Below are 14,027 nucleotides of genomic sequence, written 5' to 3' on the forward strand. Positions count from 1 at the left end.
CTAGGCGGCGAGGCTCATCTCCGAGAGGTGCGCCGCGACGAGGCGACCGAAGGCATCCGTATCGACGGATCCGCCGATGTCGCGCGTGCGTTGCGCCGGCTCGTCGATCACCGCGTCCACCGCGTCGGAGATCGCCTTGCCCGCCGCCATCAGCTGCGCCTCGCCGCTTTGCTCGCCCAGCCAGCTCAGCATCATGGCCGCCGAGAGGATGAGCGACGTCGGGTTCGCCACGTTGCGGCCCGCGATGTCCGGAGCCGATCCGTGCTGCGCCTGCGCGCAGACGAGGCCGGTCTCGGCGTTCGCGTTGATCGAGCCCGCAAGCCCGAGGGAGCCCGAAAGCTCCGATGCGAGATCCGACAGGATGTCGCCGTAGAAATTGGTCGCCACCACGACGTCGTACGCCTGCGGCTTGCGCACGAGGAGGGCGGCGAAGGCATCGACGATCAGCTCTTCCGTCTCGACCTCGGGGAAGTCGGCCGCGACCTCTCGGAAGCATTCGAGGAAGAGGCCATCGGTCATCAGGAAGGAGTTCGCCTTGTGGATCGCCGCGACCTTCCTCTTGCGCTGCATGGCCAGCTTGAAGGCCTCGCGGCAGATCCTGAGCGAGCCGTGGCGGGTGATCTTGCGCACCGAGAGCGCCATGTCGGGATCGGGCATCATCTCTCCGACGCCGCGGAACATGTTGCGGTCGGGATAGAAACCCTCCGTGGCCTCGCGCATGATGACAAGGTCCATGCCGGGGGCCTTGTTGGTCAGGAAGTCGCGGGAGCGGGCAGGGCGGACGTTCGCATAGAGGTCGAGGCCGATCCTGAAGCCGGCCGAGACATTGCGACCGCCTTCTGCGACCGGCGGATAGTCCATGTGGGACTGCGTCCCCAGGATGACGCCGTCGAACTCCGTCCGCGCGCGCTCCAGCACCTCTTCGCGTAGGGTCGTCCCATGGTGCCGCAGGCTGTCGAAGCCGGACATTTCCGTCTCGAAGGTCAGCGAAAGGTCGAACTTCGCGTTGGCCGCACGCATCACCTCGAGCGTCGCGCCCATGATTTCGGGGCCGATTCCGTCACAAGGCAAGACCATCAACCGCATCGTATCCTCCCAGGGTGTTTCAGATGGCCTTATATAGGTTTTTTAAAAATAAATATGCAAGATAGAATCCGCACAGTTACGCGTGAAGCGTCTGTATTGAGCGGATTAAGGCTTATAGGAGGGTTTACATGAGACAGTTTTCGAAAAATCGGATTTTTGGTTGACAGAATCCAATCTGCCGCCATATTGCATGGAATATTGAGAAAATGCAAAATTCAGGGGAGGAAACCATGATGAATCGCAGAACCTTCGCAGCGCTGGCCGCCACGGTGGCGCTTTTCGCAGGGCCGACGACCGCATTTGCCGAGGACTATCCGTCCGAGCGGCTGACCTACACGATCGCCTTCGGCCCGGGGGGCGGCAACGACCGCATGTCCCGGACGCTGGTGGACATCCTCAAGGACTACGAGCTCTATCCGGGCAACATCGTCGTCGAGAACCGCGAGGGCGGCAGCGGCGCGGTCGGCTTCAGCTTCGTCAAGAACAAGGCGGGCGACCCCTATGCCGCGACGTCGACCAGCGGCAACTTCATCGGCACGCCGCTCGTGTCGGACACCGACTGGACCTATGCCGATTTCACGCCCATCGGCCTTCTGGCCAGTGACGCGATGTTCCTCGTCGTTCGTTCCGACTCCGATTTCGGCACGCTCGACGACCTTGTCGAGGCAGCCAAGGCCGGGCGCGTCACCATTGCCGGCAGCGGCTCGGCCGGGCCCGAACGCGTGACCGCGAGCCTCTTCGCGCAGGCCGCCGGGATCGAATACGAATACGTTCCGATCGGCTCGGGCGGAGAACTCGTCACCGCGCTCACCTCGGGCAGCGTCGATGCCGTCGTCGCCAACCCTTCCGAGGTGGCCGGTCAGATCGACGCCGGGAGTTTCTCGGCGCTGGCCTTCTCCGATTCGGCCCGCAGCACGAACCACCCCGACATCCCCACTTTCCGAGAGCTCGGCTACGATTTCGACTTCTCGCTCCCGCGCGGCGTCGTGCTGCCGCCGGATCTCGATCCGGCCGTCCAGGACTGGTGGGTCGCCACCCTCAAGGAAGCCGTCGAGACGCCGGAGTGGAAGGATTACCTCGTGACGAACGGCATGTCGGGCAACCCGATCTGGGGTGAGGACTTCGGCACCTACCTCGAGGAGACCAGCGCCAAGTACGAAGCCGTCCTGAAGGACATCGGCGCAATCGAGTAACGGATCATCGACCGGGCCCGCGGCACAGGAGGATGTGCCATGGGCCCGGTCACCGCAGTTTTGGGAGGACCGTCATGAAGACCGGGTTCGCCGCCGCGCTTCTGGTGCTGGCGATTTGCTATACAGTCTACGGCCTTGCGACGCTGTCGCTCTTCACGCAGTCGGGCCGCCCGGCGGCGGGCTTCTTTCCCCTTCTCGTGGGGCTCGCGCTGATCGTGTCCTGCGGGGTGAACCTCTGGGGTGACCTGCGCGACCGGCGAGCCGCCGGCGGCGGCCCCGTCCATCGCGCAGATCCCACCGCGGAAGGCACGGCCGAGGCGATGGGGCTCGACACCCATGCGCTCGACGGCGGGCCGGAGTACGGGCGCGACGTGGCGATCACCTTCGGCTACCTCTGCGTCTTCGTCGCCGCCCTGAAGATCGCCGGCGCGCTGCCGGCGATGATCTTCTTCATGCTGGCCTTCCTCTTCACCTTCAACCGCGGGCATCCGGTCGGCAACCTGATCTACAGCCTTGCGTTGCCGGGCTTTCTCTACCTGCTTTTCAAGGTTCTCCTGAACGCCTCCCTGCCCATCGGCCCCCTCGGGGTCTGACCTCCGGCCTCCCGCGCCCAAAGAGTATTTCGCCATGCTAGCCGACATCGTCGCCAACCTGTCCCTCGGCCTCAGCGTCGCCGCCTCGCCCCAGGGTCTTCTCTTCCTCGTCGTCGGAGCCTTCGTGGGCATGATCGTCGGGCTCTTTCCCGGCTTCGGCCCGGCCGCGGGCATCGCCGTGCTCATCCCGATGACCTTCGGTCTGACGCCGACGATCGCGATCATCATGCTCGCCGGGATCTACTATGGCTCGATGTACGGCGGTACGATCACCTCCATCCTGATCAACACGCCGGGCGAATCCGCGACGGTGGCCTCCACGCTCGACGGCTATCCGCTGGCGCAGAAGGGACGGGCGGGGCCCGCGCTCGTCATGCAGGCGATCGCCTCCTTCTTCGGCGGCACCATCGGTGTGATCCTCATCACCGCGCTCGCCCCGTCGCTCGCGGGCTTCGCGGCGTCCTTCGGGCCGTCGGAATATTTCCTCATCATCGCGGTCGGCCTCCTGATGCTGACAACGATGATGGGAGACAACAAGTTCAAGGGCTTCATCTCGGCGCTGATCGGCTTTGCCGTCGGCACCGTCGGCGTGGACGTGATGAGCGGTCAGCAGCGGTTCACCTTCGGCTCGCCCGAGCTCATCGGGGGCGTCTACTTCGTGGCGGTCGCGATCGGGCTCTTCGGGATCGGCGAGCTTCTGCACTGTGTCCTGAACGGCCAGCACCGGGAGCCGGCCAAGCGCCTGCGCGTCAGCTTCCGCGACAAGGCCTTCTGGCCCACGCGCCGGGATTATCGGGAGTCGCGCTTCACCTTCTGGCGCGGCTCGGCCATCGGTTTCATCGCGGGCGTCCTGCCCGGATCGGGGGCCACGCTCGGGTCGATCATCGGCTATTCGGTCGAGAAGAAGATCGCGCGCGACCCGGAGAATTTCGGCAAGGGCGAGATGCGCGGCCTCGTTGCACCCGAGGCTGCCAACAACGCGGCCTCCGCGGGTGCGATGGTGCCGCTCCTATCTCTGGGCATCCCCGGGTCCGGGGCGACGGCCGTCCTGCTCGGGGCCTTCCTGATGTGGGGCCTGCAGCCCGGACCGATGCTGATCGTGAACGATCCGGAGTTCGTCTGGGGCCTCATCGCCAGCATGTATCTGGGCAATATGATCCTGATCGCGCTCAGCATCTTCGCCATCCCGCTCTTCGTGAAATTCCTCGACGTACCTTACGTCAACGTCGTTCCCGTCATCGTCCTGCTCTGCGTGATCGGGGCCTATGCGATCAACGCGAGCATCGTGGAGACCTGGATCCTCGTGATCAGCGGGGCGATCGGCTTCGCGATGAAGAAGTACGGCTACTCGCCGGCAGCGACCGTTCTGGCCCTCGTCCTCGGGGGTATGGCGGAGGAGACCTTCCTGCAGAGCTACATCATCTCGCAGGGCACGATGAGCCTCTTCTGGGAGCGGCCTGTGTCGCTCGTGCTGCTCGCCATCTTGCTCGCCATCGCGGCGGTTCCGCTCGGGATGGCGCTGCTTCAGCGATCGCGTCCCCGAACGGATCGCGAGGCCTAGGGCTCCGAGACGGCACCGGCGGTCAGACGGACCTATACTTTCGCGCCGGTGTCCTACCCGACCGGAACAGCGGCGGCGGAGCCGGGACAGAGTACACCGGGGCGACCCATCCGGAGTGCCCCGCCGTGAAGATCCGCCACGAACGTCCCATGTCCGACCTCGCCCTGTCGGTCCGCGCGCCGCTCGGTCTGGAGCTGATGACCGGCGAGCGGCTCACGATCGAAAGCTGGTCGCTCACCGGCTTCACCTTCCCGGGCGAGAGCGAGCTTCTGCCCCGCGAGGCGATCCTGTCGATCCCCTTCCAGGGGGTCGACATCCGTTTCCCCGTCCGGCTTGCCCGACAGGGGGTGACGCGGTTCCTGGCGTTCGACGGTCTCTCGGGTCGCCAGCGCGAGACGCTCGCGGTCTTCTACCGATCGCTGCTCTCCGGCCGCATGGCAGCGACGGATGATGTCATCACCAGCCTCGATACGCCCGTCGATCTCGTTCCGATGGAGGAGACCGCAGAGGAGGAGGCCGCGGGTCGGGCCACCGTCGCGCCGCGGCCATTGCGTGCGGCACTCACGGTGCTCGGCTACCTGGTGATCGCGGGCGTCGTCCTCGCGACGCTGGGACAGGGCGTCGTCTCGCGACTGGCGACGGTCGACATCCGCAACGCGCGCATCGAGGCTCCGCTGACGCAGATACTGGCGCTGCAGCCGGGCTACGTCGCCGATATTCTCGTCGCCCCGGGCGCTGAGGTGGCGGCGGGCGATCTGCTGGTGCGCGTCGTGACGCCCGAGACCGAGGCCGGGCTGACCGACGTGCGGGGCCGCATCGCCATGCTCGAACGGCGGCTCGACGCCGTCCGCACCGATCACGCCGCGGTCGCCGACTGGATCGCACGGGAGCGCGAAGCGCTGTCGGGTGCCATCCGCATGGCCACCGACGCGGCCGTGCGGCGACGGGCGGAAGCCGAGCGCGCAGCCTTCGAGGGCCGCACGTCTCCCGATCACGCTGCGCTCTTCGAGACCGAGGCGGGCCTCCTGCTCGAGATCGCGGATCTGGAGCAGGAGCTGCGCCGCCTGCGGCGGGAGCGGGGGCGGCTGCGCGGGGCGGCGGACGCCCTGCATCTGATCGCGTCCGCGCCGGGCCACGTCACCGCGGTGATGGTGCAGGAGGGGCAGTTCCTCGCCCGCGGGATCCCGGCCGTGGAGATCGAGGGGGCGGAGGCCCGCGTCGCGCGCGGCTGGATCGGGCAGGACATGGCTGCCGCCCTCGCCCCGGGCATGGCGACGGACGTGACGGTCAACGACGGCACCGGGCCCGCGCGGCTCGAGGGACGGATCTCGGCCGTCGTCGCAGGTATCGACCCGGAGCTGTCGCCCGAATTCGGGATGCTCGTCACGGTCGACTTCCCCGAGCTGACGCTGGGCCAGACACGCGAACGCCTGCCGCACCTGATGCCGGTCGCGGTGGAGGCGCGTCGCCCCTGGGCACGCCGTCTGGGCGCGTTTGTCGCGGGTCTTTTCCGGGACTGGAGCTGAGCGATGCACGCGCCCGCGACCGAATACGCGTTCGAAAAGGATCTGACCGTGCGCCTCCGCGACCTGCGGGCACCCGTGCGGCGTGGTCTCGCGAAGTGGCGGCCAAGGCAGGTGATCGGTCTTCTGCTGATCCTCGCGGTGCTCGTCTGGCTGCTCGTCCACACCCACAACCGCTTCTTCACGCCCTCCACGCTGCATGTCACGATCGCGATGGGCACGCTCGGCATCTGGCGCTTCGGCTGGTGGTTCACACATGCCGTGCGTGCCGAGATCTACCGCCGCCGGCGCTGGCCCGCGATGCGCGCCGCCGCCGATGCGGTCTGGCGGGGGGGCTGGCGGCCGCGGCGGCTGCACATCCAGATGACGACCTACTTCGAGGAGCCCGCCATCACCCGGCGGGTGATCGGCTCGATCCTCGGCCAGATCCGGCGCGAGCGGATCCCGACCACCCTCTACATCGGCACCGGGTCCGCCTATGACGAGGCCATCATCCGCGCTTTCGTCGAAACCCACGCGCAGGACATTCCCGACGACCTCGCTGAACTCGTCTTCCTGCGTCAGAACCAGCCGGGCAAGCGCATGGCGATCGGGATGATCCTGCGCGCGATCAACCGCGCAGGCGTCGACCCCGACGACCTCGTGATCTTCATGGACGGCGACGCGCTCTATGGAGCCGACGTGCTAGAGAAGACGCTCCCGATGTTCGGAGCGGACCCGGAGCTGCAGGCGCTCACCACCGACGAAGAGGTGATCTGCTACGGGCCGAAGTGGATCGAGGCGTGGCTCGACATGCGCTTTGCGCAGCGCCGTCTCGCCATGCAAAGCCACGCGCTCTCGGGAAAGGTGCTGACGCTGACCGGGCGGATGAGCGTCTTTCGCGCACAGCACATGCGTTCCGAGCGCTTCATCCGGACGATCGAGGCGGATCATCTCGACCACTGGCTGTGGGGCCGGTTCCGTTTCCTGTCGGGCGACGACAAGTCGACCTGGTACCACATGCTCACCCGCGGCGCGAAGATGACCTATGTGCCCGACGCGACCGTCTACACGATCGAGGTCATCAAGGAGAACGGCCTCGGGCGGATGGTCCAGAACTTCCGCCGGTGGTCGGGCAACATGCTCCGCAACGGCAGCCGCGCCATCGCGCTCGGGCCGCGGCAGGTGAAACCCTTCATCTGGTGGTGCCTCGTCGATCAGCGTATCGCCATGTGGACGATGATGGTGTCCCCGACGCTCGCCGTCATCCTGGCCCTGACCGAGCCGCTCTTTCTGTGGTCGGCGTTGATCTGGGTGCTCTTCAGCCGGGTGCTCCTCTGCCTGTTTCTCTATCGCTACAGTCGTCGCATCGACCTGTCGTGGCCGTTCATCCTCTACCTCAACCAGGTCATCAACGCCTCGGTGAAGATCTTCATGGTGTTCCATCTGTCGAAGCAGAAATGGTCGAACCGGGGCAACCAGTCGGCGGGCGGTGGCGGGGGCTGGGTCGCGCGGGTTCAGAACGCGACGGCCAAGGCGCAGCTCGCCATCGCGGTGACGGCCTTCGTCACGCTGCTCGCGCTCTACGTCGAGGCGATTCCGGCCCCGCTCTGAGGGGCTGCATCTGCCTTCGGGCATGGCGGACTATCCTTCCGAATAGCGCCCGCCCCATCCGGACTCCCCGCCCCTCCCTCCGGTCAGGCGATCCGCGCTCCGGGGCCCGGTACGCAGGGGGCACAACCTCAACCGGAGACCGAACCCATGATCACCCCCATCATCCTCGCCGGCGGATCCGGCACCCGCCTCTGGCCCGCCTCGCGCCGCGACTACCCCAAGCAGTTCACCGACCTGACCGGCGGACAGAGCCTGTTCGAGGCGACGCTCTCGCGCCTTTCCGGGCCGCGCTATGCCGACCCCCTCGTCGTCACCGGGGCCGACTACCGCTTCATCGCCGCCGAGCAGGCCGAGACGGCGGGTGTGCGCGCGACCCTGATGCTGGAGCCCACGGGCCGCAGCACCGCGCCGGCCGTGCTCGCCGCCGCGCTGCGCATGGCCGCAACGCCCGAGGCGCTCATGCTCGTGACCCCCTCCGATCACCGGATCGCCGATGCCGAGGCTTTCGAGAGCGCCGTCGCCGCCGGGGCCGAGGCCGCGGCGCGCGGGGCGATCGTCACCTTCGGCAATCGCCCGACGGGGCCCGAGACCGGCTATGGCTACCTTGAACTGACGGAGACCGCGGAAACCGGTGTCGCGCAGCCGCTGGCCGGCTTCGTCGAGAAACCCGCGCGCGCGCTGGCGGAGGCCTTCGTGGCGGGCGGTCGGCACCTCTGGAACGCGGGCACGTTCCTCTTCCGCGTCGACACGATCCTCGCTGCCTTCGAGACCCACGCCCCCGAGCTTCTGATGCCGGTGCGCGCGGCGCTCCGGCACGCGACGGAGGACATGGGCTTCCTGCGGCTGGGGGCCGAGGGATGGGAGCGCGCCGAAACCATCTCCATCGACCATGCGATCATGGAGCGGGCCGAGGCCCTGACCGTGGTGCCGATGGCCTGTGGCTGGCACGACATGGGGGGCTGGCGTGCCGTCCACGCGACCGCCGCACAGGATGCCGACGGCAACGCGCTCTCGGGGTCGGCCACGCAGATCGGCTGCGCGGACACGCTTCTTCGCTCGGACCGGCCGGACACGCGGATCGTCGGTCTGGGCCTTCGCAACATCGCCGCCGTCGCGACCGGCGACGCCATCCTCGTGGCCGACATGAGCGAGGGCGAGCGCGTGAAGGAGGTGGTCGAGGTGCTGCGCGCGCAGGAAGCCCCGCAGGCCGATGGCTTCCGCCAGTGTCACCGGCCCTGGGGTCACTACGAGACGCTGGCGCTCGGGGACCGGTTCCAGGTCAAGCGGATCATGGTGAAGCCCGGTGGCCGCCTGTCGCTGCAATCCCACGTCCATCGGTCCGAGCATTGGGTCGTCGTCGCCGGCACGGCCACGGTGACGGTCGACGGGCGCGTCGAGATGCTGACCGAGAACCAGTCGATCTACGTCCCGCTGGGCGCGGTTCACCGGCTCGAGAATCACGGGAAACTGCCGCTGACGCTGATCGAGGTTCAGTCGGGGGCCTATCTCGGGGAGGACGACATCGTCCGCTACGAGGACGTCTACGCCCGCGCCGACGCCGCCTGACGCGGCCGAGCGCTCCGCCACTTGCCGCCCGCAACCGGATGACCGGTCGCGGGCGTTTCGCGTTTCGGGACCCGCCTCCGGCGCGGCGACTATCCCTTCGGACAGGTCTGGCTGCCCATCCGCGCGGCAGCTAGACCATCGCGCCCCCGACTGCGCCTTCGAGATCGAAATCATTTTCTATCAAAGCGTTATCACCGTCTCAGACGCAATCATGTCCCATCTGAGAGGCTCCCATGTTCGACTTCCCCCGCTCCGATCTCGCCACTGCAACGGCCGTTCCCCTCGCCCTGCTGGAGGAGAAGGCCGCCATCTCCATCGTCGGTCTCGGCTATGTCGGTGCCGTTTCCACCGCCTGCCTCGCGGCCCTCGGGCATCGGGTCGTCGGCGTCGACCTCGACGCGGGCAAGGTCGCCGCCATCGCCGCGGGGCGCGCGCCGATCCACGAGGCCGGGCTCGACCGCCTGCTCTCGGACGGCGTGGCCCGCGATCTGATCGCCGCGACCGACGATCTCGCCGCGGCGGTTCGCGACACCGATGTCACCTTCGTCTCGGTCGGCACGCCGACGGCCCCCGATGGTGGCTGCGACCACCGCTACATCGAGGCGGCGGCGCGCGACATGGGACGGGGCCTTGCCGAAAAGGACGGCTTCCACGTCTTCGCCATGCGCTGCTCGATCCCGCCGGGGACGACGATGAAGGTGATGACACCGATCCTGGAGGAGATGTCGGGCAAGCGGCTCGGCGTGGACTTCGGCGTCGCCTTCAACCCCGAGTTCCTGCGCGAGGGCGTGGCGGTCGCCGACTTCCATGCTCCGCCGAAGACGGTGATCGGGGCGACCTGCCCGCGGACGGCCCAAATCATGCGCCGGATCTACGAGCCCGTGGATGCCGCGCCGGTCGTGACCTCCATCGAGACCGCCGAGATGGTGAAATACGCCGACAACGTCTGGCACGCCGCCAAGGTCTGTTTCGCGAACGAGATCGGACGACTGGCCAAGTCGCAGGGCGTGGACAGCCATGCCGTGATGGACGTCTTCTGCCGCGACACCAAGCTGAACCTGTCGCCCTACTACCTGAAACCCGGTTTCGCCTATGGCGGATCCTGCCTGCCGAAGGAGGTGCGGGCGGTGTCCCATATCGCGGCGCGGGCGGGGGTGTCGCTGCCGATGATCGACCATTTGGGCGCATCGAACCGGGCTCAGATCGAGGAGAGCCTGCGCCTCGTGCGCGCGACCGGGGCGCGCCGTGTCGCGGTGCTTGGCCTCGCCTTCAAGCCGGGGACGGACGACCTGCGCGAAAGCCCGATCCTCGAGGTCATCGCCGAGCTCCGCGCCGCCGGCATCGAGGTCATGGCCCACGACCCGGCGGTGACACCCGACACCGATATCGAGGGACAATTGGCCTACGTTCGCCACGCCTCGCCGGGGCTGGCCGCCCTGGCCGGCGATCTGCGCGGGCTTCTGGCCGCGGAGGCGGCCGAGGCCGTCCGCGACGCCGACGCGGTGATCGTGACCCAGGCCACGCCGGCCTATGCCGCCCTTCTCGATGCCGTGCTGACCGATGGTCGGACCCATGTGGTCGACGTGGTCCGCGCGCTTCCCGACCTGCCCGAGAGCCCTTTCTACCACGGCATCGGCTGGTGAACCGGAGCGCGCCGTCCGGCCCGTTCCATCAAACCCCCCTGAATGGAGTGAAACCCATGTCCCAACCCTCTCAACCCCTCAATCCGACCCTCGTGGGCGGCTGGCAGAACGACGTTCTCGACGGCGGCTCGGGTATCGACCATATGGTCGGCCTCGCCGGTGACGACACCCTCTCGGGGGGTGCCGGCGCCGACCTCATCCTGGGCGACAGCCTGTCGGTCGACCTGCTCCAAAGCCCCGAGGGCGCATTGACCCTCGACCAATATGCCGAGGGCGGAGCCTGGACCGTCGGTCTCGACGCCGACGGGCTGCAGCAGATGTCCCAAACCGTGGAGACGGTCGCCGGGGCCAGCTACGAGATCGCCTTCGAACTCGCGGCCAACATCACCCGGGGCGGTTCCGGCACGGTCGATGTGCTCTGGAACGGCGAGGTCATCGGCGAGGTGACGACCGGAAGCGGGGCCTTCTCGGAGGCGGCCGTGACGCTGACGGGCACGGGCGAGCCGGGCGAGCTGACGTTGCGGCTGCGGCCCGACGCGGATCCGGCCTACGACACGAGCGGCCCGATCGCGAGCTACGCCACCACGGTGACGCTGAACGGAGAGCCGGTGGAAGTCGCGGCCTTCGCGCCCGGCCAACCGGCGATCTATCAGGTGATGAACGGCCGTCTTCAGGTCTTCGACACCGAGGCACAGAGCTACACCGCCGCCGGAGCCGAGGCCACGGTGGTGGCGAACGCCATCGGCTTCAACCAGGAGGACGACCTGATCTACGGCATCGCCGTGCGGGATGGCGTGGATGCGCTCGGTCAGGCCGTGACGCAGTCCGACCTCGTGATGTACGACGCGGACGGCAATGCCTATCGCGTCGGGTCGACGCCCTATCGCTCCTGGACGGGCGACTTCGACGACCGCGGCAACCTCTGGGCCTTCGAGGCCGATTTCGACCGCGTCACGATGATCGACGTGGATACGCGCGACGCCGACGGCAACCCGCTCGCGCGGACCTTCCGCTTCCCGGTCGACATGATCGCCGACAAGGTCTGGGACGTGGGCTTCGACGCGGAGAGCCAGTGCTTCTACGGTCTCGTGAAGCCAGACGGCGAGGGCGGGGCGGCCAAGCTGATCCGGATCGACATCTCGGCCGTGGCCGAAGGCGGCGAGCCCGTCTTCACGACGATCCCGGTGACCGGCACGATGATCGACGGCACACTGGTCGAGGGCGCGCCCGACATCACCTTCGGGGCCTTCGTCGTGGACGGAGAGGGCAACCTCTATGCCGGCGGCAACGGGGGCGACCACGACATGAACGACGCGACGGGCCGCACGGGTGGCATCTACCGTGTCGAGCGGCTCGACGATGGCACGGCACGGCTCGAACTCGTCAGCGACGCGCCGCCCGCCTACAGCAACGACGGCGCGATGGACCCGCGCGCGATCGACCCCTTCGCGACGCTCGACCCCGACGCGACCCTCCTGATCCGCGGCGTCGGCCTCCACGAGGTCGAGGACGCGAACCGCAGCTACGACGATCTGGTGGAGGCCGGGGCCGGGGCCGACGAGGTGCACGGCGGTTTCGGTTCCGATGCCCTCATCGGGGCCTCGGCGGGCGACCATCTGCAGGGCGACGCCGGGGACGACGTGCTCTATGGCGGTGCGGGGCCGGGCAGCATCTCGACGATCGTGTCGGTCTATGACGACGCGGGCCTGCGCTACGATCAGCACGGCAACCTTCTGGAGGAGGACGACGACGTCCTGGCCGGCGGGTCGGGCGACGACCTGCTCGACGGCTCCGCGGGGCACGATGTTCTCGACGGCGGTGCGGGGGCCGACGTCCTCTCGGGCGGCAGCGGCCACGACATACTGCGTGGCGGTTCGGGTGACGACGCACTCTCGGGCGGGCGGGAGGACGACGCGCTCTCCGGCGGCTCCGGCGACGATGTCCTGGATGGCGGCAGCGGCGACGACGATCTCGCCGGCGACGCGGGGCGCGATGTGCTGTCGGGCCAGAGCGGCGACGACCTTCTGTCGGGCGGTGCGGGGGCCGATACGCTCGACGGTGGCAGTGGGGCCGACACGCTCGACGGTGGCACCGGCGCGGACCGGCTCGATGGCGGCAGCGGCGGCGACCAGTTGTCCGGCGGCGAGGCTGCGGATGTGATCGCGGGCGGGTCCGGCGCCGACGTCATCGACGGCGGGGCGGGCGATGACCGCATCCGTTCGGGCTCGGGTGCCGACCGGATCGAGGGCGGCGAGGGGCGCGACTACATCAACGCCTCCTCCGGGGACGACGTGATCTCGGGCGGCGCGGGCCGTGACAAGATCTACCTCGGCGCGGGCGCTGATCTGGCCAGCGGTGGCGCGGGGTCGGACACGTTCGTCTTCCGCGACGAGGATATGGACGGCTCCGTCGATCGAATCACCGACCTCACCCGCGACGGCGCGGAAGCCGACCGCCTCGACCTGCGCAAGCTCGACCTGCTGGGCGGTCTGGCGGAGGCGGAGTGGATCGCGGCGAACGTCTCGTTGAACGGCGCAGGCGACGCGGTGGTCGACCTCGGCGGTGCGACCCTGATCTGCGAGGCCGGCGCGGCCGACGACATCTACCAGACGGTGGTGGACGCCTTCGTCTTCTGATCCCCGGGGCCGGCGTCAGACGATGCCGGCCTCCTTTCCGATCATCGCGGCATGGGTGCGGTTCTTGGCATCGAGCTTGCGGCAGAGCGTCTTCACATGCAGCTTGATCGTCACTTCCTGGAGGTCGAGCTCCCGCGCGATCTCCTTGTTCGACAGTCCCCGCGTCAGGGCTTCGAGCACCTGCCGCTCCCGCTCCGACAGAAGCCGGGCCAGCGGAACGTCGGCAGCCTCGTCCTGGGCGTTGAGGAAGTCGAGCGGCACGTAGGTCTCGCCCATCGCCATGAAGCGCACCGCATTGACGAGTGATTTCGCGGCCATGGTCTTCGGGAGGAAGCCGATCGCCCCTTTGTCGATTGCCTCCTGCGCGACGGCCTTGGTGGCGGTGCCGGACATGATGGCGACCGGACGACCGAAGGACGCGGCGATGGCCCGCTCCAGCCCGTCGAGCCCGTTCATGCCGGGCATGGAGTAGTCGAGCAGCACGAGATCGGGCGCGGGCGACTCCCCGATCCGGACGAGCGCGTCCTCAAGCGAGCCGCGCGTCTCGACCTCGAACTCGCCCTGCGCGGTCAGGAAGGCGCTCAGGGTCTCGAGAACCAGGTCGTGATCGTCGGCCAGGAGCAGTCGCATGTC

10 protein-coding genes are annotated in these 14,027 nt (G+C 68.2%); 8 read left to right on the top strand and 2 right to left on the bottom strand.

Features of this window, described 5'->3' with window-relative positions:
* Complete coding sequence (locus HSX43_RS05330; protein ID WP_179379058.1) at positions 1 to 1,086, bottom strand: isocitrate/isopropylmalate dehydrogenase family protein; 1,086 nt, start codon at positions 1,084 to 1,086, stop codon at positions 1 to 3.
* Between the two features lie 230 nt (positions 1,087 to 1,316).
* Here HSX43_RS05330 and HSX43_RS05335 point away from each other — a divergent pair, with 230 nt between their 5' ends.
* The 8 genes from HSX43_RS05335 to HSX43_RS05370 all read left to right on the top strand — a co-directional run bounded on the left by HSX43_RS05335 (position 1,317) and on the right by HSX43_RS05370 (position 13,394).
* On the top strand, positions 1,317 to 2,279 hold the full coding sequence (locus tag HSX43_RS05335) for a Bug family tripartite tricarboxylate transporter substrate binding protein (RefSeq protein WP_179379059.1): 963 nt from the start codon (positions 1,317 to 1,319) through the stop codon (positions 2,277 to 2,279).
* A 74-nt stretch (positions 2,280 to 2,353) separates the two neighbouring features.
* Positions 2,354 to 2,872, top strand: a complete 519-nt coding sequence (locus HSX43_RS05340; protein ID WP_179379060.1) for a tripartite tricarboxylate transporter TctB family protein — start codon at positions 2,354 to 2,356, stop codon at positions 2,870 to 2,872.
* A 34-nt stretch (positions 2,873 to 2,906) separates the two neighbouring features.
* Positions 2,907 to 4,433, top strand: a complete 1,527-nt coding sequence (locus tag HSX43_RS05345; RefSeq protein ID WP_179379061.1) for a tripartite tricarboxylate transporter permease — start codon at positions 2,907 to 2,909, stop codon at positions 4,431 to 4,433.
* 125 nt (positions 4,434 to 4,558) lie between these two features.
* Positions 4,559 to 5,959, top strand: a complete 1,401-nt coding sequence (locus HSX43_RS19910) for an HlyD family efflux transporter periplasmic adaptor subunit (RefSeq protein WP_179379062.1) — start codon at positions 4,559 to 4,561, stop codon at positions 5,957 to 5,959.
* Positions 5,960 to 5,962: 3 nt separating this feature from the next.
* Positions 5,963 to 7,549: a glycosyltransferase gene (locus tag HSX43_RS05355; protein WP_179379063.1), complete on the top strand. Its 1,587-nt coding sequence runs from the start codon at positions 5,963 to 5,965 to the stop codon at positions 7,547 to 7,549.
* A gap of 147 nt (positions 7,550 to 7,696) precedes the next feature.
* Complete coding sequence (locus tag HSX43_RS05360) at positions 7,697 to 9,115, top strand: mannose-1-phosphate guanylyltransferase/mannose-6-phosphate isomerase (RefSeq protein ID WP_179379064.1); 1,419 nt, start codon at positions 7,697 to 7,699, stop codon at positions 9,113 to 9,115.
* A 233-nt stretch (positions 9,116 to 9,348) separates the two neighbouring features.
* The gene (locus tag HSX43_RS05365) at positions 9,349 to 10,758 is read left to right on the top strand and encodes a nucleotide sugar dehydrogenase (protein WP_179379065.1); all 1,410 of its coding nucleotides are present in this window, start codon (positions 9,349 to 9,351) and stop codon (positions 10,756 to 10,758) included.
* Between the two features lie 56 nt (positions 10,759 to 10,814).
* A complete protein-coding gene (locus HSX43_RS05370; protein ID WP_179379066.1) occupies positions 10,815 to 13,394 on the top strand; it encodes a calcium-binding protein in 2,580 nt (859 codons plus the stop codon).
* Positions 13,395 to 13,409: 15 nt separating this feature from the next.
* Here the strand turns inward: HSX43_RS05370 and HSX43_RS05375 are convergent, their stop codons facing one another.
* On the bottom strand, positions 13,410 to 14,024 hold the full coding sequence (locus HSX43_RS05375; RefSeq protein WP_179379067.1) for a response regulator transcription factor: 615 nt from the start codon (positions 14,022 to 14,024) through the stop codon (positions 13,410 to 13,412).
* Positions 14,025 to 14,027: the final 3 nt, after the last annotated feature.

Source organism: Jannaschia marina (assembly GCF_013404595.1).
GTDB classification, from domain to species: Bacteria; Pseudomonadota; Alphaproteobacteria; order Rhodobacterales; family Rhodobacteraceae; genus Jannaschia; species Jannaschia marina.